Consider the following 19,845-nt stretch of genomic DNA (forward strand, 5'->3'; position numbering starts at 1 on the left):
TTATGGCTTATCAATCTCAGGACATTATCCGTCGTTCCGCCACTAACGGCTTCACGCCCGCGCCTCAGGCGCGGGATCACCAGCAAGAGGTCGCCAAGCTTATCGACGTCACCACCTGCATCGGCTGTAAGGCCTGCCAGGTGGCGTGCTCGGAGTGGAACGACATCCGTGATGAAGTGGGGCATAACGTCGGGGTGTACGACAACCCGGCGGACCTGACCGCCAAATCCTGGACGGTGATGCGCTTCTCAGAAGTGGAGCAGAACGACAAACTGGAATGGCTGATCCGCAAAGACGGCTGTATGCACTGCGCGGATCCGGGCTGCCTGAAGGCGTGCCCATCGGAAGGGGCGATTATTCAGTATGCCAACGGCATCGTCGACTTCCAGTCCGAACAGTGCATCGGCTGCGGCTATTGCATTGCGGGCTGCCCGTTCGACGTGCCGCGCCTGAACCCGGAGGACAACCGCGTCTACAAATGCACCCTGTGCGTAGACCGCGTCACCGTGGGCCAGGAGCCTGCATGCGTGAAAACCTGTCCGACCGGGGCGATTCATTTCGGCTCGAAAGAGGATATGAAGACCCTCGCCGGCGAGCGCGTGGCGGAACTGAAAACCCGTGGTTATAACAACGCAGGTTTGTACGATCCGGCAGGCGTTGGCGGGACGCACGTGATGTACGTGCTGCACCATGCGGACAAGCCGACGCTGTATCACGGCCTGCCGGAGAACCCGTCCATCAGCCCAACCGTGAAGTTCTGGAAAGGCGTCTGGAAACCGCTGGCCGCCATCGGCTTTGCGGCAACCTTCGCCGCCAGCGTCTTCCACTACGTTGGGGTCGGCCCGAACCGTGCCGATGAAGAGGACGATAATCTGCACCATGACGACGACGAGGTGCGTAAATGAAAAAGCAACCGACCATTCAGCGCTATAGCGCGCCGGAGCGCATCAACCACTGGATCACCGCCTTCTGCTTCGTGCTGGCGGCGGTGAGCGGACTGGGCTTTTTCTTCCCGTCCTTCAACTGGCTGATGGGCATTCTCGGCACGCCGCAGCTGGCGCGCATCCTCCACCCGTTTGTTGGGGTGGTGATGTTCGCCTCCTTCATCATCATGTTTTTCCGTTACTGGCACCACAACCTAATCAATCGGGATGATATCTTTTGGGCGAAGAATATTCGTAAGATCGTCGTCAACGAGGAAGTGGGAGACACCGGGCGCTATAACTTCGGCCAGAAATGCGTGTTCTGGGCGGCGATTATTTTCCTGGTGCTGTTGCTGGCGAGCGGCGTGATTATCTGGCGTCCTTACTTTGCGCCAGCCTTCCCAATTCCGGTTATTCGATTTGCGTTAATGCTGCATTCATTTGCCGCGGTAGCGTTAATTGTGGTTATCATGGTGCATATTTACGCCGCCCTTTGGGTAAAAGGCACCATCACCGCGATGGTGGAGGGCTGGGTTACCACGACGTGGGCGAAGAAACATCACCCGAAATGGTATCGCGAAGTCCGCCGGAAACAGGAAAAGTCATCTGAATGAGTATTCGCATAATCCCGCAAGATCAGCTGGAGAAGAGCGAGAAACGCACGGCGGAAGTGATTCCGCCGTTATTATTCCCCAGGCTCAAAAATCTCTACAACCGCCGTGCTGAACGCCTGCGCGAGCTGGCTGCCAGCAACCCGCTGGGCGACTATCTGCGCTTTGCCGCGCTGATTGCCCACGCGCAGGAAGTGGTGCTGTACGACCACCCCCTGGAGATGGATTTAACCGCCCTGATTGCCGAAGCAGCTAAAACCGGCAAGCCGCCGCTGGATATTCACGTCCTGCCGCGCGACACGCACTGGCAGCGCCTGCTGCAGTCGCTGATTGCCGAGCTGAAGCCTGAGATGGACGGCCCGGCGTTAGCGGTGATTGAAAATCTTGAAAAGGCGTCTTCCCAGGAGCTGGAAGAGATGGCCACCGCGCTATTCAACGCCGACTTCGCGCTCGTCAGCAGCGACAAGGCACCGTTTATCTGGGCTGCGCTGTCGCTCTACTGGGCGCAAATGGCGACGCTTATCCCCGGCAAAGCCAAAGCCGAATATGGCGAACAGCGCCAGTTCTGCCCGGTTTGCGGCTCGATTCCGGTTTCCAGCATGGTGCACATCGGCACCACTAACGGCCTACGTTATTTGCATTGCAATCTATGCGAAACCGAATGGCACGTGGTGCGCGTGAAGTGCAGCAACTGCGAGCAGACCCGCGACTTAAACTACTGGTCGCTGGACAGCGAACAGGCGGCGATCAAAGCCGAAAGCTGCGGCGACTGCGGCACCTACCTGAAAATTCTCTATCAGGAAAAGGACCCGAAAGTGGAAGCCGTTGCCGACGATCTGGCCTCGCTGGTGCTTGACGCCCGCATGGAGCAGGAAGGCTTCGCCCGCAGCAGCATCAACCCGTTCTTATTCCCTGGCGAAGGGGAATAAAACTGCCCTACCGGCCAGCTTGCGCTGGCCGGTAGTTTTCTTTTCTAACGATCAGCCGCGCTTAATCAGCTGGGTAATTTGATCGTTTTGGATCTGATGCTCCACGCCCTGCGCGTCATAGTAGCGCGTCAGTCCGGTTTGCTTATCCACCTCTGGTTTACCTTTGGTGACGATCATTTCCCCGTTTTTGGTCGCCATTACGTAGCTGCTGGAGCAGGCCACAACCGAGAACGCCACCACGCCAACCAACATCATCCCGAAAAGTTTTTTCATTTTTGCCAACCCTTTATTGTTTTAGACACAGGATTGTAACGGGATGAAATGCAACCGGTTGTTAATGTGTATTGCGAAGAGAGACAGGGTTTAGCCACGGCACCATTCCTTTCGTTGGACATTTTCCATCGGGCAAGAGACGCTGTCCGGGCACACAACAATATTTTGGCAGCCCGCCAGTTTCTCTTATCAGGATACTTTTATGTCAGTCACAGACCCCGTCATACGCCAGTTCGAGGCGTACAACGCCCACGATCTCGACGCCTTTACAGCCTGCTTTAGCGAAGATTTCACCGCTTACCGCCCGCCGGCCGTGACTCCTTCTCTGGCAGGACGCGATGCCCTGTATGCCTTCTATAAAGAGCACCGCTTCAATAACCCGGCCCTGCGAGCAGAAATCATTTCCCGCACCGCAATGGGCAACAAGGTGTTCGACCACGAGAAGATCCACGGCCTGAGCGATGAACCGATTGAAAGCATGGCCGTTTTCGAAGTGGAAAATGGGCTGATAAAAACGGCATGGTTCTTTTTTGGCTGAACCCTGCCCGCCATAAATGATGGGTTTACCTGGCCAGTTTGTCGGCATAGGATATGGATATTCATCCAGTAAAAGGACGTATTATGGCCCTCGAACCCGCTATTGCCCGACTGGTGAATGACTTTATTGCCGCCGGTCGCCCCTCTTCCCGCCAGCAAAGTTTTGCCGAACGGCGGGCAGGCTATATCGCCAGTACCGTGCTGGCCGGTGAAACGGAAACCAGAGTCCAGGTGGAAGATATTTCACTGGAGGGAATGCCGTTACGGGTCGTTTCCCCACTCGACGCCAGTGGAACACTGCCGACGGTGATTTATTATCACGGCGGCTGCTTTGTCAGCGGCGGGTTTGCCACTCACGATAATCAGCTCCGCCAGTTAGCTTTTCACGGCGGATGCCGGGTCATTGCCGCGCAGTATCGCCTGGCCCCAGAACACACTTACCCTGCCGCCCATGATGATGCCGAACGTGCTGCCATATTAATCAGGCACCACGCCATGAATTTAGGCGTCGATAGTGAGCGTATCACGCTTGCCGGAGACAGCGCGGGTGGGCATATCGCCCTGGTAACCGCACTGCGTCTGAAAGCCGCCAAGGAATGGCTCCCGGCTAGCCTGATGCTGATTTATCCGATGCTCGACGCCAGCGCTCAGCAGCCAAGCTACCAGCAGAACGGCGAAGACTACATTATCACCCGCGACACGCTGCTCAGCGGCTTTGAAGCTTATTTCCCTGGAACGGATGTGATGCATCCGGAAGCCAGCCCGCTGTGGCGCGAAGATTTTGCCGGGCTGCCACCGGTGCATATTCTCACCGCCGAATACGATCCCCTGCGCGATGAGGGCGAATTACTTTATTCCCAGCTTATAGAACAAGGTGTTACGGCAAGCTGCCAGCGCTATCTGGGCGTGATCCACGGTTTCTTTCAGCTGGGCGGCATTAGCCAGACAGCGAGAGAGGCCATAAGAGACATAGCCTGGCGAACCGCGTCAACGGAGTGATTCCCAGGTCGTTAGACTGATTTAGCAAATAATTTCACTTTAGGCGCAGGATATATTCTTAATGACCCATTGGGCAGTAGCATGAAACCCGGTATACTGCGCCCGCCTCCATGTAGCAATGCAGGCGCGGAAGGTCGTCGTCTCCGGTGAGGCGGCTGGACTTCAACTCCAGTTGGTGCCGCCAGCGGCGCCGGGCAGGTTCGACTCCTGTGACTTTCCGCCAAGTTTAAAATATCAAAAACATCTAAATAAAATAATTGGTTGAGAATATTAAAATATTTCCACCAAAGCACATTAATGTTTTAGCGTGCCATCTACTTCATGCAACATTCCAAAAATTCGTAATAATCCTTATTAACTTTCAGCGCGATACAAATCTTATACATCCATAGATGATGCTGGCCACTTTCAGGTACGGAAATATTGCAGCTCTCTGTTAATCCCGATGTTTAATCTTCTGATCGACAGCCTGCAAGCGCCCCGCTTTGTCCGCGCAGATTCAGGTCTGGCAACGATCGATAGCCAGTCCGGAAATAATATTCACTAGCCCCTCACCCGACCCTCTTCCTAAAAGGGAGAGGGGAAAAATACGCGGCGTCATCAACGCCGTGTTCCCTTCCTGGCGCCTGCCTCACAAAACCCGCTCACAGCGTCTGCCCGTGATAAATCTGGTAGCCCAAATCAATGGTGTTGTGGTTCAGGTCTTCATTGCCGATCTTATCCAGCAGCATTCTGGCCGCCACCCGGCCAATGTCGAAGCGGGGGGTGATCACGCTCGCCAGGCTGGGGATCATCTGGCGCCCCATCTCAAGCCCGTGAAAACCGGCGATCGAGATCTGTTCCGGGACAAGCAGGCCCCGCTCGCGGCAGAACAGCAGGGCGCCCATCGCGATATCGTCGTTCGTGCAGAACACGCCGTCCAGGTCGGGGTAAGTCGCCATTGCGTCGCGCATCAGCTGCATGCCGAGATGGATGGATGAAATGGCTTTCGGGTTGATGCGCTGGGGCTCCAGCCCGCGCAGCGTCATCGCCTCGCAGTAGCCGCGAAAGCGCTGCTCATCGCGCACGTCATCTTTTGAACCGAGGTAGACGATCCTGCGCCGCTGCCGCTTGTCCAGCATGGTGCCAACCATGTCTAACGCGGCCTGGCGGTTATCAAACCCCACTTCCATATCCAGCCGGTCGCCCTGAATATCCATCAGTTCCACAACCGGGATGGCAGCGGACCGCAAAAACTTCACGGTGCGGAAGGTGTGGTACTTCTCGCAGAGAATAATGCCGTCGATGTTGTAGGAGAGCAGGTTAATCACCGACTCCTCTTCCGACTCGCGGTTGTAGTTATAGTTGGCGATCAGGGTCTGGTAATTCTGCCCGGACGTGACGGACTCAATGCCGGCGAGAATGTCGGCGAAGAGCTGGTTTTGAAAAGAAGGAATCAGCACTCCCAGCGTATAGCTGCGGGCATTCAGCAGCATACCGGGGGCACGATTGGGCACGTAATCAATCTCTTCCATGATTCGGGCGATACGCAGCCCGGTTTCTTTTGCAACCTTTTTAGGCGAACGGATGTAGCGGCTGACGGTCATCTTCGTCACGCCAGCCAGCGTGGCGATATCCTGCAAAGAAATGCGGTGGTTTCTCATCGGCCCTCTCAATACCGGGGCGCAGCGCGCGCACCCGGTGGCCTGTCGGCGAGTCATACAACGATTTAATGCAAAACGGCATTTATCGTCAATACGCCCAGCAGCCCCATGACTGAGATCAGCGTTTCCATCACGGTCCAGGTACGCAGCGTTTCCCCCACGCTGAGGTTAAAGTAGCCCTTAAACAGCCAGAATCCCGGATCGTTAACGTGAGAGGCGATCACGCTCCCCGCCCCGGTCGCCAGCACCATCAGGGCCGGGTCGGCGTGGGTCACGCTGATGATAGGCAGCACCACGCCTGCGGTAGTGATCGCCGCGACGGTCGCCGAACCCAGCGCAATACGCAGCAGTGCCGCCACCGTCCAGCACATCAGCAGCGGCGAGAGCGGCGCACCGTTCATCAGGTGCGCGATGTACTGCCCTACGCCGCTGTCGACCAGCACCTGCTTAAAGGCGCCGCCACCGGCGATGATAAACACGATCATCGCGATAGCGCCGATAGAGTCCCCGGCGATGTTCATCACCTGCTCCATGCTTCGCCCTTTGCGCCAGCCGAGGGTAAAGATGGCGATAGTCAGGGCAATAAACAGCGCGACCGCCGGGTTACCAATAAAGTCGAGGAAAGATCTGAGCCCACTTTTTTCAGGCAGCACCACGTTACAAAGCGCGGCAATGGCCATCAGCAGCACGGGGGTGATGGACACCAGCAGGCTGTTCCAGAACGAAGGCATTTCCGCCTCGCTGAACACCCGCGAGCTGAACAGACCTTCCGGCGGCTGCTTTTCAAACCGGGTTAACAAACGGGAGAACAGCGGTCCGGCAACGATAATCGTCGGCAGGCTGATAATCAGCCCGTATAGCAGGGTGGTACCGAGATTGGCGTTATACATGGTGGCAATCGCGGTCGGCCCCGGGTGCGGCGGCAGGAAGCAGTGCGTGACCGACAGCGCGGCCACCATCGGTACCCCCACATACAGCAGCGGCAGGCCGGACGAGGCGACAACGGTGAACACCAGCGGCAAAAGCAGCACAAAGCCGACCTCAAAGAACATCGCCATCCCAACCACCAGCCCGGCAATCATCAGCGCCCACTGTACGCGCTTCGCGCCGAAGGCCTCGATCAGGGTAGTGGCGATGCGCTGCGCCGCCCCGGTATCCGAAATCAGCTTCCCGAGCATCGCCCCAAAGCCAAGGATCATCGCCAGCCCGCCGAGGGTGCCGCCAATCCCGTTTTGAATGGAGTGCAGAATCGCCTGGGGATCCATTCCCTCCGCAAACCCAACCACCGCCGCCACCAGAACCAGCGCGATAAAGCCGTTCACTTTAAAACCGATCATCAGGACCAGCAGCAGGGCGACGCCTGCGGCAATAATAAGTAATGGCATACGCTTATCTCTTATCAGTGCAAAAAAAGCAGCGCGAAGCGCTGCAGGTTAGTGGTCAGGTCGGGCAGTCAGCGCGTTTAAAAAAGCTGAAAACCAATCGCTTGATTTTCAGCTTTCTGCGGCGAGAGAAGGCCCATGCTCTCCACCTTTTATTCGGTCTACCCGCCTTCACTTTTCGGCAGGCACTCGCGCCGTTAAACGGCGGCCAGCATGCCGCCATCAACAAACAACAGGTGCCCGTTAACGAAATCTGAAGCTTTTGAAGAGAGGAACACCGCGGCGCCAATCAGCTCCTGCGGATCACCCCAGCGTGCGGCGGGCGTCCGTTTGCACAGCCAGCCGCTGAACGCTTCGTCATTCACCAGCGCCTGAGTCATTTCCGTTTTGAAGTAGCCGGGGGCGATGCCGTTGACCTGAATGTTGTGGCGGGCCAGCTCAACGCACATGCCCCGGGTCAGCATCTTCACCGCGCCTTTCGAGGCGGCGTAAGGCGTGATCGTGTCGCGCCCCAGCTCACTCTGCATGGAGCAGATATTGATCACCTTCCCGGCCTGGCGCGCCACCATCCGGCGGGTCACCGCCTGCGAAACCAGGAAAACGCCGGTCTGGTTCACCGCAATCACATCATTCCAGTCCTGCTCGGGGAACTCGGTAAAAGGATGGCGGCGCTGAATTCCGGCGTTGTTCACCAGCACATCAATCGGGCCCACTTCCTGCTCAATGCGCTCCACAGCCGCATCGACATCTTGTTTCTGCGTCACGTCGAACGGGGCGCCCACGGCGCGGATCCCTTCGTCCCGCAGCTTTTGCACCGCAGCCTCGACCTTAGCTGGCGTGCTGGCGTTGACAACAATCTGCGCCCCGTACTGACCCAGCCCGGTAGCCATCAGGTACCCGAGCCCCTGCGCAGAGCCGGTAATCAGGATGTTCTTGCCTTTCAGTGAAAAAAGATCGTTCATTGCCTTAATCCTTATTAACAGGCCTCAGAAAACCAGCTGGACTTTCGCGGCCTGGGTTTTATCCCCGGCAAAGATCAGCGCCTGCTCCAGGTCGGTAAAGGCATACTCTGCGCTCAGCAACGGCAGCGGGTTAATCACCTTGTTAGCCAGCCAGGAAACGGCCGTATTGAACTCCGTGGTGAAGCGGAAAGAGCCTTTCAGCGAAATCTCTTTGGCGATGAGCATCATCATGGGGAATTCCGGCACTGCGCCGCCCATTCCTACCTGCACCATGGTGCCTTTGGCGCGGGTCACTTCCAGGCAGGTGGTTACTGACGAAGGGTGACCGGAGGCTTCAAAGCTGATATCGAAGTAGCCTTTTTCCTCTTTCCAGCCGTCCAGTCTGTCGTGCAGCGGGTTCACCAGCGTGTCGGCGCCCATCTGCGCGGCCAGCGAAAGCGAGCGCGGGCTGACATCGGCGCAGACAATTTCTGCCGCTCCCAGCGTTTTTACCGCGCTGGCGATCAGGCAGCCAATCGGCCCTACGCCGGAGATAAACACGCGCTTGCCCTGCAGATCTCCCGCCTCGTGCGCGGCGTGGATGGCCACCGCCAGCGGCTCGGCAAACACCATCACTTTTTCATCCGCTTCAGCGGGATAGGGAACGCACTGCGCGCTGTCGACGGTTTTAAAGCGGGTAAAACCGCCGTCAACGTGTGGGAAGTACATTGCGCTGCCGAAGAAGCGCATGGTTGTGCATTGATTTTCTTCCTGGCTAAGGCAATATTTACAATGGCCACAAGGTTTGGATGGATTAATAGCGACCGTCTGCCCTTCATGTAATTCAGGAGAATCGGTATGCACTACCGTGCCAATAACTTCATGGCCTAAAATCATTGGGGCTTTTACGGCAAAGTTGCCGACCTTCCCTTCCTGATAATAATGCAAATCGGACCCGCAAATGCCTCCCCGGAAAATCTTCAGCAACGTCCCTTTATTATTCCACTCAATTTCCTGATGGCTAACGGAAACGGTTTGCTTGCCTGAGATCACACAGGATTCAGTGTTAATTTTCATCAATGCCTCAATAGTCAGCGGGTAAAACGCAGCGCTATTTAAAGGCTTTTACCTGCCCATAATTGTGATGAAAATCACACTTAAAGGCTGTTACAGAAGGATGTTACGCATAACGTGACGCACCTTTTAGTTCTTAGCGGTTGGCGCCAGGGATGGGGCGATGTAATCCAGAAAATAAAAAAATAGCTTCTGAGAATTCTGGTAAATAAATAAAAAACATCAAAAACATTTAAAATAAAAATACATGAACGTTCTGCAAATCAAATATAACCCATCATGAAAAGCATGAATTATTTATTTACAAAGTAGAGTAATATTTTTAATTACCCATGAGAATGAAAGAGATAACCCGGCACTCATCGGCCGGGAATCTGTTAATCACCTTGAATAGGCTCTGCCAAAAAAGAGAGTCTGAATAATTAGCTTAGCTGCAAGAGAATACCCGAGCCGTCGGCCTCAACTCGCAGGGCATCGTAATTTTCCGCGCCGGTATAACGAGAGAGCTCCCCGGCGTGGTGAGCGTTGGTGCCGGAAATGACAAAGATTTTTGCGCCTGCCGCTTCACCGGCTTGTACACCCGCCAGGGCATCCTCAAACACCAGGCAGTCGGCCGCGTTTACGCCCAATTTTTCCGCCGCCAGCAGGTAGCCCTCCGGGGCGGGTTTACCGTGACCGACGTCTTCCGCCGCAATAATGACTTTGGGTTCAGGCAAACCGGCGGCCTGAATGCGGCGCAGCGCCAGCGCTTTTGGGGCGGAAGTAACAATGGCCCAGCGATCCATCGGCAGCGCCTGCAAAAACTCTCGCGCGCCGCCGATGGCTTCCACGCCATCCACATCGGCGATTTCAGCTTCGGTAATCCGCTGTGCTTCGGCTTCGGCATCCACGCCCGGTAGATTCTGGCGGGCAATCGTCTCCACCGCGCGCACGCCGTGAATGGTGGGCAGGAAAGCTACCGGATCGATGCCGTGACGCACGGCCCACTCACCCCAGACGCGTTCTGCCACGCGAATGGAGGTCAGAATGGTGCCGTCCATATCAAAGAAGAAGGCCGAAAAGCGCTGGCCGTTAAAAAGTATATCGCCCGTTTGTGCTGTCAATGACGTGCTCTCCACAGGAGTCTGATGGTCTGCGGAGCATCATACATGGGCGTTATTTATTGTTCACCTGGGCAACCACCTTCTCCCTAAAAGGGAGAAGGGAAATACAGATCAATGATTCAACCTGTAAAGCTTACTGACAGGTCCTCTGTATAGATGTCGCCACTTTTCTGATAATCACCACAAATTACATCGGCGGCGTCAGCCCGTTAACCCCGGCGGAAATTCCGCGCGCGACGGCCTGGCCTTTGTCGTCTTTGGTAGCGAACAGCACCACTTTCGCGCCCGGCTTCAGCACGGATTTGTCGGCAGGGCTAATCAGCACCACCGGCACGTCGTCCGGCACCTGCACGGTTTTCTGCTGGCCGTGGAATTTCACCGTCATCGTGCGTCCGTGGCTGTTCACGAGGGTGCCGACGGTGCCGTTAGTCATGGTGTTCACCTGGCCGTTGGCGGACTCAAACGGATTAAACCCTTCCCCGGAACCGCGCAGGCTCGGGGCAAAAACGTGCACTTCCAGCGCCTTCAGCGTGCCGTCCGCCTGCGGCACGGCGGCGGTGCCGATGAAGCTGTCGGGCTTGATGTCGCTCATCTTCGCTTCGCTCACGCCGTTGATTCGGGTTTTGTCCGTCAGGCCAACGGAAAGCTTTTCCCCCTGACGGGTGGTGATTTGCAGCGAGGAATCATTGACCGCATCAATAGTGCCGCGCACCGGGGTGATGACATTGTCCGCCGCCGCAGCGCCAACGCTCAGCAGCAGGAGGCTTAGGGCCGGGATAAACAAACGAGGCTTGATCATGCTTTCTCCAGGGTTCAGGTCAGGTTAAGAACTGCTCTGGATCAAGCGTAACCGCCAAATGAATCCCGGGGGTGAAAGAGTGTGTTCAAACGTTTCCAGACAGACCCGAAACGTGCTCTTTTGCGAAGCGAATAAGGCGTTTAATCAGCGGCGTGCGCTCCCGCTTGCGGTACAGCATCCAGATAGCCGAAGGGATTTCTGCCCCGGCAATCGGGCGATAGACCACGTCCGGCACGCCGATGGTTTTCGCCATGATCTCCGGGATAACCGCGATGCCGTTGCCCAGCGCGATATGCGCCAGCACTTCGGTCAGCGTGCTGGAGCGGATGGCATCGTTGAGCACAAATCCCCCGCGGCGGGCGACTTCATGAGAGCCGGATGTCTGCTCCGGCAGAATAAAGCTTTCCCCGGCCAGAGCGGCAGGGTCGATAGCTTCCGTGCCGGAAGCCAGACGATGGCAAGCGGGGAGCGCCAGGCAAAAACAGTCGCTTTGCACCAACAGGTGCCCGACTTCTGACGGCAGCGCGACCGGGGCGCGCACAAACCCAACGTCGATTTTGCCCTCCACCAGCGCCGCCGCCATGCTGTCCATCAGCACTTCTCGCGCACCAAGCGAGATATCCGGATATCTCCCCCGAAACGCCCCCATCACCGAGCTAAGCGTCCCCGACCAAAGCGAAGACGCCACGTAGCCGACGCGAATGTAGCCCTGCTCGCCGCGTGCAGCGCTAAGCACACGCTCACGCGTCAGCTCAGCCTGCCGCAGAGTGGCTTCGGCTTCTTCGCGGAAAATCTCCCCGGCCTGGGTGAGCTGTACGCGCCTTTTGGTGCGTAAAAAGAGCGGAGTGCCAAACTCCCGCTCAAGCTGACTGATTTGCACCGACAGCGTCGGCGTGGAGATGTTCAGCGTTTCCGCCGCCGCGCCAAAATGGAGCGTTCGGGCAACTTCGAGAAAATAACGCAGATGGCGAAGCTCCATGTTTACTCCTGATTATTAGATATTAACTAATAATAATGCCGAACGTGAAAATTGAATACCGCGCCCCGGATCGCGAAGCTTAAGGCGTGTTCTTCCCGCGTTTTCGGAGCTTTTATGTCTACTGTGCTGGCCGCGCCCGTGGCCAAAAACGACACCACCGTGCTGCTGGTTGCTTCCATGGGCTGCGCGATGACGGTCATCGACACAAATATCGTTGGCGTCGTGTTGCCGACCATCGCCCGCGGGCTGGACGCCACGTTTGCCGATATGGAGTATATGGAGTGGGTGATCGGCGCCTACGTGCTGTGCTTCTCTTCCCTTTTGCTGCCCGCCGGTTCGCTGGCGGACCGCTTCGGCAGACGGCGGATTTTTTTATTCGGTATCGCCCTGTTTGCCCTGGCGTCCCTTGCCTGCGGAGCGGCCACCACCATCCTGATGCTGAATATTGCCCGCGCACTGCAGGGCGTAGGCTCGGCGTTCTTGCTGGCACCCGCGCTGGCGATCATCGGCCATACCTTCCGCGAACCTCAGGCACGGGGCCGGGCGTGGGCCATATGGGGCGGCATGATGGGCATCACCATGGTGCTTGCGCCTTTGGCCGGCGGCATCATCAGCGCCTATTTCGGCTGGCGCTGGGCGTTCTACATCAACATCCCCATCTGCCTGCTGCTGGCGATGGCGGTGCTGCGCACCATCGAAGAGTCCCGCAATCCTGCCGCCGGTAAGCCGGATGTACACGGCATTTCGCTGTTTATCGCCGCCATGTTTTCTCTCACCTGGGCGCTGATCCTCGCCCCGGAGCACGGCTGGAGCAGTCCCGAAGTGATGGGGCGCTTTATCGCTTCGGCGTGGTTCTTTCTGTTCTTTGCGCTGGTCGAACGTTACAAAGCCCAGCCAATGCTCGATCTCCGCCTGTTCCGCTCGCTGCCGTTTATTGGCGCAGTGCTGTCCATGTTTACCTATGCGGCTACGGCGCAGGTAATGACCTCACTGCTGCCGCTGATGCTGCAAAACGTCGAGGGGAAAACCGCCCTGGCGTCCGGGGTGGGTATGCTGCCGTTCGCGCTCGCCATGCTGTTCTTCCCGATGGTGGCTCGCTGGATGGCACAGCGCATGGCTGCCCGCTGGATCTTAGCCGCCGGATTAGGGCTGGTTGGCGTCGGCAACCTGATTATCGCTGGCGGCGTGCTGGCGCAGTGGCCCTGGCTGGTTATCACCGGTATGGCCGTGCTGGGCAGCGGCGGCGGTATTCTTAACGGCGAAACGCAGAAGGCAATTATGGGCACCGTGCCTCACGAAAGGGCGGGCATGGCTTCGGGGATCAGCACCACGGCGCGCTTCTCCGGCATTCTGCAAGGTTTTGCGCTGCTGGGGGCCATTCTGGCCGGGCATACGCGTCACGTGCTGACCTCAACGATACAGGCTAGCAACCTGCCGGTACGGGATGATTTTATTACTCAGGTTGTGGCCGGAGATGTGCAACGCGCCCTTGCACTGTGGCCGGAGAAACAGGCTCAGACGCTAAGCTCGCTGATCCGCCACAGCTACGCCTGCGGCTTCTCGCTGATGCTGGTTTGCGCCGCGCTGTTCGCTTTCTTCATTGCTCTGGTTGTCGTTTTCACCGTGCGGGATCGCGCCGGGAGTCAGCCCAATGAACGCTAAAGATGTTGATTTCCGTTTTGCACTTTTCAGCGATGTTCACGCCAATTTGCCGGCACTTGAGGCCGTTTTGCAGGACATTGACCGTCACCACATCAAGCAAATCTGGTGCCTGGGCGATCTGGTTGATTTCGCGCCATGGCCCAACGAAGTGATAAATCTGATTCGCAGCCGCAACATTCCGGTGGTGATGGGCAACCACGACCGCCGCGTAGCAATCGACGAGCCGGTCACGCCGCTGGCTAAGCACTCCGTCCATGAACAACAAGCCCGTGAACAGGCGATTACCTTGAGCAAACGCACGCTGACGGAGGAGAACCGCCGCTGGCTCAGCGCCCTGCCCCGGTCGAGAGCGTTTCATGCCGGGCCGCTCAGAATTCTGCTGGTTCACGCCAGCCCGGATTCGCTCTCCGAGTATGTGCATCGCCAGTTCTCGTGCAGCCAACTGATGAAGTGGCAAACCGCCCATCAGTTCGATGTGATGATTTCCGGGCATACACACTACGCGGATATTCGCGAGCTGGTCCGCAGCGATGGCCGCAGGTTTACCGTCGCCAACACCGGCGCGGTCGGGCGAATAAAACCCGGCGAGCCGCAGGCCACCTGGCTAATGGGCAGTTACCGTCACGGGAAGCTAAAACTGGCGGTTCAAACGGTAAATTATGATGTCGCCGCCGTGGCTCAGGCGATTAAAGACAGCCCGGTGCCTGACTTTTATGCGGAGGAGCTGTACCAACACGGCATGGCCTGTTCGCGGGCGCTGTCGGCGTTCTGAGCGGCTCACTATTTCGTGATAAGCTGTGCAATATTGGCGACAGATAAAGCCATCACTATGTTGATGCGCGATACTGCCTCACTTTCATTGCTTGCCGCTTCAGGAAGAAAAATGGCCTCTAAATATGCACTCGTTCTGCTGGCTCCGCTGCTGCTGGCCGCCTGTTCGTCATCGGACAATTCAGGGATGGACCGCCAGGACAGGCAGCGGCTGGATGACAGCTTTATGCGCTCGCCATGGCCCGATCCCTACTACAACAGCCGCTACCTGACGCCGGAACAGCGCCAGGACATCCGGGACCGCATCCGTGCCGACCAGCTGGAAGCCAGGGGCCGCAGGGATAACAGTACCGACAGCGGCGACGGTTTCGGCCAGCCAGTACATTTCTAAACGGTTGGCGCCATTTCTCCCCACATAATCAGGGAGGTCACTGACCTCCCCGTCACGCTTAGAAGCTGTAGTTTGCCGTCAGCGAGAAGCTGCGCGGGGCGCCATAAACCACATAGTCGGAAAGCCATGATTCATATTCTTTGTCGAACAGGTTGTTGATGTTGCCCTGCACGGCGAAGTTTTTCGTTACCTGGTAACGGGTGAAGAGATCCACCAGCGCGTAGCTGCCCTGTTTGATGCGGGTGTTGCCGTTCGGGCCGTAGGCATCCTGCCAGGTTTTACTCTGCCAGTTCACACCGCCGCCCACGGTCACTTCCGGCAGCATCGGCAGCTGGTAGCGGGTGAACAGCTTCATCGTGGTACGCGGCTGGTCAGGGTTTACAGCATCGCCGTTATTGTCATCTGCCACATAGCGGGAAGCCCCGAAGGTCAGTTGCCAGTTATCGGTCAGCGCGCCGTTCAGCTCAAACTCCACGCCGCGGCTCACGGTGCCGTCCACGGATTTATACGCCGTTTCACCAGGGTTGCCGTTAACCGGCGTGCCGAGCGACTGGGCAACTTTGTCCTGTTCGATGCGGAACACCGCCAGCGAGGTCGTCAGGCGCGTGTTAAACCAGTCCGCTTTCACGCCCGCTTCGTAGCTCTTCCCGGTGGTTGGGTCGAGGTAATCGCCGTTGACGTCGCGCTTGTCGGTCGGCTGAAAGATGGAGGTGTAGCTGGTGTAGGCCGACCAGGTGTCATTGATGTCGTAAACCAGCCCCGCGTACGGCGTGACGTCGTGTTTTTTGCTGCTCAGGCTGGTTTGCGGCGCGGTGGACGGATTGTAATCCGCGTCCCATTCGGTATAGCGGGCGCCCACAATCAGGTGCAGCGGGTCAGCCAGCGAGAAACGTGCGGCGGTGTAGGCGGCCTGCTGGCGCACTACATCTTTGCTGTAGAGCGAGAAGGCTGACCAGCTTGGGTCTGCGACGCTGCTGTAGAAGCTGTCCATCGCGATGCCGCCATATGGCAAGCCGGTGTTCGGCATGGCGTTATCGTAGTGGTTACGCTGGCGGCTGTAGCTGCCGCCGAACATCAGCTCGTGCTGGCGGCCAAACAGGTCAAAGCCGCCACGCACAAACGCATCCACCGAATCCTGTTTACGCTCGCCCCGGTTCCAGCCGCCATAGGCGCTGGTGCCCGCGCCGGTGACTTTATCCGGGAAGCCGGTGACGTACATCAGCTTAGAGTCGAACTTGGTTTCGGCGTGCAGCGTGTTGATACGCGCTTCCCAGCCATTATCAAAGCGCTGGACCAGGTTGGCGAACACTTTGGTGGCGTCTTTATTGGAGTAAGCCCAGTCCGGCGCGGTGGTGGCACTGCGGCTAAAGTGCGTCCGGCTGCCGTCGGCATACCAGGTGGGCAGGCCGCCCCAGGTCGGGCTGTCGTCATTGCTTTCCTGGTAGTCGTAGCCGACGGAAAGCGTGGTGGAATCGGTCAAATCGGCATCCACCACGCCGTAGATAAATTTCTTGCGGTAGTGGCTTTTGTCCAGCCAGGTGTCGTTGTCCTGGTAGCCGGTGACCACACGGCCCCGCACGTTGCCGGACTCGCTCAGCGGCGCGGAGAGATCGGCCACATAGCGCTGCTTGTCCCAGCTACCGTAGCTGGCGGACACGTTGCCTTTAAATTCGCGGCTGTCGGCGTGCTTGCGCACCATGTTGATGTACGCCGATGGATTGCCGCTGCCGCTCATCAGCCCCGCCGCGCCGCGCACTACTTCAATATTTTCAAACACGGCGGTATCCGAGCCGGTATCGCCGAAGTCCCAGACGTCGCTAACCTGCGTGGGCATGTCGTCGTAGGCATAGTTGCTGATAAAGAATCCGCGCGCAAAGTAGGTGGCACGGCTGCTGTCCACCAGCTTGGTGCTGATGCCGGTGGTGTTATCCAGCACCTCACCGATGGTTTGCAGGTTCTGATCCTGAATACGCTGCTGGCTGATGACGCTGACGGATTGCGGGATATCGCGCGGAACCAGCAGCAGCTTGGTGCCGGTGGTGGTGGTTTTGACGCTGTAATCCTGTTCCTGTCCCGCCAGCGGATTGTCCGCCTGAGTATTCACCGTGATGGTGTCTTCTGCCTGCGCAGAAGGCAGCAGCGCCAGCGCTATAGCCGCCGCCAGGAGTGATGGGCCGCCTGCCCGTAACGTGAACCGATCCCTGGAGAAGTTAACAAATGCCATGTTAAACCCTCATTTTTGCAGTGCTGCGGCGTTTTCCGTGGCCGGCACTTTTTTTGATTTTTATAAAGACGCGCACGATTAAATGCGGATGAGAAATATACGCATTTGTATTTAACCTGTAAACAAATGTAATTCTCTGAGGGTTAACGAAGATTGCACCGTTGCGGGGCAAAAATGGGCGTTTGGTGGCAATAAAAATTGCCGCTTTCGCTTTACAAACCGACACGGAATTCTGCTGTTAAAACAGCCTCATCATCTGGCTTATTGCATAGGTTGTGATAGATTCCTCTCGCTTTCAAAACATACACAGCAAAATACGCTGCGAAGCCTCTCTCTTTTTTCAGGTAAACGATCGGACGCCATGAGAAAGTTAGCCAATATCCACCTGCTGATGATGTTGATTCTGCTGGTTGCTGTCGGGCAGATGACACAGACGATTTATATTCCTTCTATTCCCGATATGGCTCATGAAATGGGCGTGCGCAGCGGCGCGATTCAGCGCGTGATGGCGGCCTATTTGTTTACCTACGGCGTGTCTCAGCTGTTTTATGGCCCGCTTTCCGATCGCATTGGCCGCCGCCCGGTGATCCTCGCCGGCATGGTGATTTTTATGCTGGCGACGCTCGGTGCACTGTTTACCACTAATTTGCATATTCTGGTGCTGGCAAGCGCCCTGCAGGGCATGGGCACCGGGGTCGCGGGCGTGATGGCGAGAACCATGCCGCGCGATCTCTACGAAGGCGGTGATTTACGCCAGGCCAACAGCCTGCTGAACATGGGCATTCTGGTGAGTCCGCTGCTGGCACCGGTTATTGGCGGGATGCTGGACAGCGTCTGGGGCTGGCGGGCCTGCTACGGTTTCCTGCTGCTGCTGTGTGCCATTGTCGCGTTTTCTATGTGGCGCTGGCTGCCCGAAACTCGCCCGGCAGACGCCACGCCGCCTCGCCTGATGCGCAGCTACAAAATGCTGCTCGGCAATATCTCCTTCAACTGCTATCTGCTGATGCTGGTTGGTGGCCTGGCGGGCGTGGCGGTGTTTGAAGCCTGCTCCGGCGTACTGATGGGCGGCGTACTCGGCCTGAACGGCGTGGTGGTCAGCATTCTGTTTATTCTGCCCATTCCGGCGGCGTTTTTTGGCTCCTGGTACGCGGGCCGCCAGAACGTGCGTTTCTCCAGCCTGATGTGGCAGGCGGTATTGAGCTGCCTGTTCGCCGGTATTCTGATGTGGATCCCTGGCTGGTTCGGCATCATGAATATCTGGACACTGCTGGTACCTGCGGCGCTGTTCTTCTTCGGCGCAGGCATGCTGTTCCCGCTGGCGACCAGCGGCGCGATGGAGCCGTTCCCGTTCCTGGCCGGTACCGCAGGGGCGCTGGTTGGCGGTCTGCAGAACATCGGCTCCGGCGTGATGGCCTGGTTCTCCGCGCTGATGCCGCAAACCGGGCAATACAGCATCGGCATGCTGATGACCGCGATGGGCGTGCTGATCCTGTGCTGCTGGCTGCCGCTGGCGCAGCGGTTCCAGCATCATGGCGAGACAGTTTAGTTATTTAGCCTCTTCGGCAAGGTTTTTCAGCCAGCTGATAAAAGCATCAATCTTCGGCCATTGTCGGCCAGTTAGGGTCGAAATGTAGTAATGCTGATGGCATTTTAACGTTTTCTCCCCAAACGGGGCGATGAGCTCGCCCCGCTCCAGCCGCTTTTGCACCAGCCTTTTTCTCCCCATCGCTACGCCAACGTGGTTCATCGCGGCAATCACCGCCAGGTCAGAGCGATCGAAGCCTATGCCCGTCGAGGCCGGGAGTTCAATACCAAACTGCTGCGCCCAGCTGTACCACTCATCGGTGCCGGAATCATTGCTCCACGCCTGCCGGTCATGCAGCAAAGTACAGTGGCGCAGTTGAGCAGGCCGGGAATGGAGTTCAAAGCGGCGGGCATATTCCGGGCTGCAAACCGGCAGAATCGCCTCATCCATCAGAAAATGGTGGCTCAGTTGCGAGGAAGGCGCATCGTCAAAATAGAGCGCCAGATCGATACCCGCACGCTGTAAATTGAGGTTGTCGTTCCCGGTCAGAATAGTTAATGAGATAGCAGGGTAGCGCTGGGTGAAATCCCCCAGCGCGGGCACCAGCCAGCACTGGGCGATCGACGGCCTGGAGTACACGGTCAGCACCCCCGAGAGTTCCTGGTTTTTGATATCCAGAATCTCCTGGTTCAACGTGTCCAGAGACGATTTCAGCGCCCAGAACACCCGCTTGCCTTCGTGCGTCAGTTCCACTTTACGATGCGAGCGAACAAAAAGCTGGATCCCCAGCTCCTCTTCCAGCTGGTTTATCCGGTGGCTAACCGCGCTGGGGCTGAGTGACAGTTCATCCGCCGCCAGTGCAAAAGATTGATGGCGCGCCGCCACCTCAAAAGTGTACAGCTTCGACAGCTGCCAGCCGTTTAATAACCGATTTCGCCCCTCGCGTGACGTTTCCATCGTGACCTCTCTCTCAATTCCGGCGGCCAAGTTTAAAAAATCCGCGGCTAACCAGCAGCATTTAGTTGAAGAAAAGCGAACCTGAAACACATTTCATCGCCTGATTTCGACTCAAATCACCC

The 19,845-nt window shown here is 57.3% G+C and carries 19 protein-coding genes and 1 tRNA gene; 10 read left to right on the forward strand and 10 right to left on the reverse strand.

Annotated elements, in window-relative coordinates:
* The first annotated feature begins 2 nt into the window (after positions 1-2).
* From fdxH to fdhE, 3 genes are read left to right on the forward strand one after another with little or no spacing between them, the layout of a single operon-like run.
* A complete protein-coding gene (gene fdxH / locus WFN87_RS13475) occupies positions 3-905 on the forward strand; it encodes a formate dehydrogenase subunit beta (RefSeq protein ID WP_336983183.1) in 903 nt (300 codons plus the stop codon).
* The gene (gene fdoI, locus WFN87_RS13480) at positions 902-1,537 is read left to right on the forward strand and encodes a formate dehydrogenase cytochrome b556 subunit (RefSeq protein ID WP_008458721.1); all 636 of its coding nucleotides are present in this window, start codon (positions 902-904) and stop codon (positions 1,535-1,537) included. The genes fdxH and fdoI overlap by 4 nt, the downstream gene beginning before the upstream one ends.
* The gene (gene fdhE / locus WFN87_RS13485) at positions 1,534-2,463 is read left to right on the forward strand and encodes a formate dehydrogenase accessory protein FdhE (protein WP_336983184.1); all 930 of its coding nucleotides are present in this window, start codon (positions 1,534-1,536) and stop codon (positions 2,461-2,463) included. Before fdoI ends, fdhE begins: the two co-directional genes overlap by 4 nt.
* A gap of 51 nt (positions 2,464-2,514) precedes the next feature.
* Here the strand turns inward: fdhE and WFN87_RS13490 are convergent, their stop codons facing one another.
* Positions 2,515-2,736, reverse strand: coding sequence for a YgdI/YgdR family lipoprotein (locus WFN87_RS13490; protein WP_166994781.1), 222 nt, complete (start codon positions 2,734-2,736; stop codon positions 2,515-2,517).
* A 202-nt stretch (positions 2,737-2,938) separates the two neighbouring features.
* On the opposite strand from WFN87_RS13490, the gene WFN87_RS13495 reads away from it, so the two are divergent.
* The 3 genes from WFN87_RS13495 (at position 2,939) to WFN87_RS13505 (ending at position 4,495) form a co-directional block, all read left to right on the forward strand.
* Positions 2,939-3,274 (forward strand): nuclear transport factor 2 family protein, encoded by a 336-nt coding sequence (locus tag WFN87_RS13495; protein ID WP_336983185.1) that lies wholly within the window; start codon positions 2,939-2,941, stop codon positions 3,272-3,274.
* Between the two features lie 83 nt (positions 3,275-3,357).
* A complete protein-coding gene (locus tag WFN87_RS13500; protein WP_166994783.1) occupies positions 3,358-4,272 on the forward strand; it encodes an alpha/beta hydrolase fold domain-containing protein in 915 nt (304 codons plus the stop codon).
* Positions 4,273-4,400: 128 nt separating this feature from the next.
* Positions 4,401-4,495, forward strand: a tRNA-Sec gene (locus WFN87_RS13505).
* Positions 4,496-4,916: 421 nt separating this feature from the next.
* On the opposite strand, the gene idnR is transcribed toward WFN87_RS13505, so the two are convergent.
* The 7 genes from idnR to WFN87_RS13540 form a co-directional block, all read right to left on the reverse strand.
* On the reverse strand, positions 4,917-5,915 hold the full coding sequence (idnR, locus tag WFN87_RS13510; protein WP_336983186.1) for a DNA-binding transcriptional regulator IdnR: 999 nt from the start codon (positions 5,913-5,915) through the stop codon (positions 4,917-4,919).
* A gap of 65 nt (positions 5,916-5,980) precedes the next feature.
* Positions 5,981-7,300, reverse strand: a complete 1,320-nt coding sequence (locus WFN87_RS13515) for a gluconate:H+ symporter (RefSeq protein ID WP_336983187.1) — start codon at positions 7,298-7,300, stop codon at positions 5,981-5,983.
* 194 nt (positions 7,301-7,494) lie between these two features.
* Entirely contained in the window at positions 7,495-8,259 is a 765-nt protein-coding gene (gene idnO, locus WFN87_RS13520; protein WP_008458735.1) for a gluconate 5-dehydrogenase, read from the reverse strand.
* 24 nt (positions 8,260-8,283) lie between these two features.
* A complete protein-coding gene (gene idnD / locus WFN87_RS13525; protein ID WP_336983188.1) occupies positions 8,284-9,315 on the reverse strand; it encodes an L-idonate 5-dehydrogenase in 1,032 nt (343 codons plus the stop codon).
* Between the two features lie 419 nt (positions 9,316-9,734).
* Positions 9,735-10,415, reverse strand: a complete 681-nt coding sequence (locus tag WFN87_RS13530; RefSeq protein WP_336983189.1) for an HAD-IA family hydrolase — start codon at positions 10,413-10,415, stop codon at positions 9,735-9,737.
* 187 nt (positions 10,416-10,602) lie between these two features.
* On the reverse strand, positions 10,603-11,214 hold the full coding sequence (locus WFN87_RS13535; RefSeq protein WP_039288852.1) for a hypothetical protein: 612 nt from the start codon (positions 11,212-11,214) through the stop codon (positions 10,603-10,605).
* An 85-nt stretch (positions 11,215-11,299) separates the two neighbouring features.
* Entirely contained in the window at positions 11,300-12,193 is an 894-nt protein-coding gene (locus WFN87_RS13540; protein WP_336983190.1) for a LysR family transcriptional regulator, read from the reverse strand.
* Positions 12,194-12,307: 114 nt separating this feature from the next.
* On the opposite strand from WFN87_RS13540, the gene WFN87_RS13545 reads away from it, so the two are divergent.
* The 3 genes from WFN87_RS13545 (at position 12,308) to WFN87_RS13555 (ending at position 15,017) form a co-directional block, all read left to right on the forward strand.
* Complete coding sequence (locus tag WFN87_RS13545) at positions 12,308-13,855, forward strand: MFS transporter (protein WP_336983191.1); 1,548 nt, start codon at positions 12,308-12,310, stop codon at positions 13,853-13,855.
* Positions 13,845-14,627 carry a metallophosphoesterase family protein gene (locus WFN87_RS13550; RefSeq protein WP_336983192.1) on the forward strand — a complete coding sequence of 261 codons (783 nt, stop codon included), beginning with the start codon at positions 13,845-13,847 and terminating at the stop codon, positions 14,625-14,627. Before WFN87_RS13545 ends, WFN87_RS13550 begins: the two co-directional genes overlap by 11 nt.
* A 111-nt stretch (positions 14,628-14,738) precedes the next feature.
* Complete coding sequence (locus WFN87_RS13555; protein ID WP_154187416.1) at positions 14,739-15,017, forward strand: hypothetical protein; 279 nt, start codon at positions 14,739-14,741, stop codon at positions 15,015-15,017.
* Between the two features lie 58 nt (positions 15,018-15,075).
* On the opposite strand, the gene fhuE is transcribed toward WFN87_RS13555, so the two are convergent.
* Entirely contained in the window at positions 15,076-17,241 is a 2,166-nt protein-coding gene (fhuE, locus tag WFN87_RS13560) for a ferric-rhodotorulic acid/ferric-coprogen receptor FhuE (RefSeq protein WP_336983193.1), read from the reverse strand.
* A 361-nt stretch (positions 17,242-17,602) separates the two neighbouring features.
* Between fhuE and emrD the strand changes: the two genes are divergently transcribed.
* Positions 17,603-18,787 (forward strand): multidrug efflux MFS transporter EmrD, encoded by a 1,185-nt coding sequence (gene emrD / locus WFN87_RS13565; RefSeq protein ID WP_166878713.1) that lies wholly within the window; start codon positions 17,603-17,605, stop codon positions 18,785-18,787.
* Here emrD and dsdC read toward each other — a convergent pair whose 3' ends face one another.
* Positions 18,788-19,723: a DNA-binding transcriptional regulator DsdC gene (dsdC, locus tag WFN87_RS13570; RefSeq protein WP_336706601.1), complete on the reverse strand. Its 936-nt coding sequence runs from the start codon at positions 19,721-19,723 to the stop codon at positions 18,788-18,790.
* Positions 19,724-19,845: the final 122 nt, after the last annotated feature.

The sequence above is a fragment of the Cedecea sp. AS113 genome (assembly GCF_037152415.1).
GTDB lineage: Bacteria > Pseudomonadota > Gammaproteobacteria > Enterobacterales > Enterobacteriaceae > Cedecea.

What these genes read in the sequence shown, in the direction of transcription:
- WFN87_RS13515 (WP_336983187.1), bottom strand. Translation starts at nt 7,300, where the DNA reads ATGCCATTACTTATTATTGCCGCAGGCGTCGCCCTGCTGCTGGTCCTG.
- idnR (WP_336983186.1), bottom strand. Translation starts at nt 5,915, where the DNA reads ATGAGAAACCACCGCATTTCTTTGCAGGATATCGCCACGCTGGCTGGC.
- idnD (WP_336983188.1), bottom strand. Translation starts at nt 9,315, where the DNA reads ATGAAAATTAACACTGAATCCTGTGTGATCTCAGGCAAGCAAACCGTT.
- WFN87_RS13495 (WP_336983185.1), top strand. Translation starts at nt 2,939, where the DNA reads ATGTCAGTCACAGACCCCGTCATACGCCAGTTCGAGGCGTACAACGCC.
- dsdC (WP_336706601.1), bottom strand. Translation starts at nt 19,723, where the DNA reads ATGGAAACGTCACGCGAGGGGCGAAATCGGTTATTAAACGGCTGGCAG.
- fhuE (WP_336983193.1), bottom strand. Translation starts at nt 17,241, where the DNA reads ATGGCATTTGTTAACTTCTCCAGGGATCGGTTCACGTTACGGGCAGGC.
- fdhE (WP_336983184.1), top strand. Translation starts at nt 1,534, where the DNA reads ATGAGTATTCGCATAATCCCGCAAGATCAGCTGGAGAAGAGCGAGAAA.
- WFN87_RS13540 (WP_336983190.1), bottom strand. Translation starts at nt 12,193, where the DNA reads ATGGAGCTTCGCCATCTGCGTTATTTTCTCGAAGTTGCCCGAACGCTC.
- idnO (WP_008458735.1), bottom strand. Translation starts at nt 8,259, where the DNA reads ATGAACGATCTTTTTTCACTGAAAGGCAAGAACATCCTGATTACCGGC.
- WFN87_RS13555 (WP_154187416.1), top strand. Translation starts at nt 14,739, where the DNA reads ATGGCCTCTAAATATGCACTCGTTCTGCTGGCTCCGCTGCTGCTGGCC.
- WFN87_RS13490 (WP_166994781.1), bottom strand. Translation starts at nt 2,736, where the DNA reads ATGAAAAAACTTTTCGGGATGATGTTGGTTGGCGTGGTGGCGTTCTCG.
- WFN87_RS13500 (WP_166994783.1), top strand. Translation starts at nt 3,358, where the DNA reads ATGGCCCTCGAACCCGCTATTGCCCGACTGGTGAATGACTTTATTGCC.
- emrD (WP_166878713.1), top strand. Translation starts at nt 17,603, where the DNA reads ATGAGAAAGTTAGCCAATATCCACCTGCTGATGATGTTGATTCTGCTG.
- WFN87_RS13545 (WP_336983191.1), top strand. Translation starts at nt 12,308, where the DNA reads ATGTCTACTGTGCTGGCCGCGCCCGTGGCCAAAAACGACACCACCGTG.
- WFN87_RS13550 (WP_336983192.1), top strand. Translation starts at nt 13,845, where the DNA reads ATGAACGCTAAAGATGTTGATTTCCGTTTTGCACTTTTCAGCGATGTT.
- WFN87_RS13535 (WP_039288852.1), bottom strand. Translation starts at nt 11,214, where the DNA reads ATGATCAAGCCTCGTTTGTTTATCCCGGCCCTAAGCCTCCTGCTGCTG.
- fdoI (WP_008458721.1), top strand. Translation starts at nt 902, where the DNA reads ATGAAAAAGCAACCGACCATTCAGCGCTATAGCGCGCCGGAGCGCATC.
- fdxH (WP_336983183.1), top strand. Translation starts at nt 3, where the DNA reads ATGGCTTATCAATCTCAGGACATTATCCGTCGTTCCGCCACTAACGGC.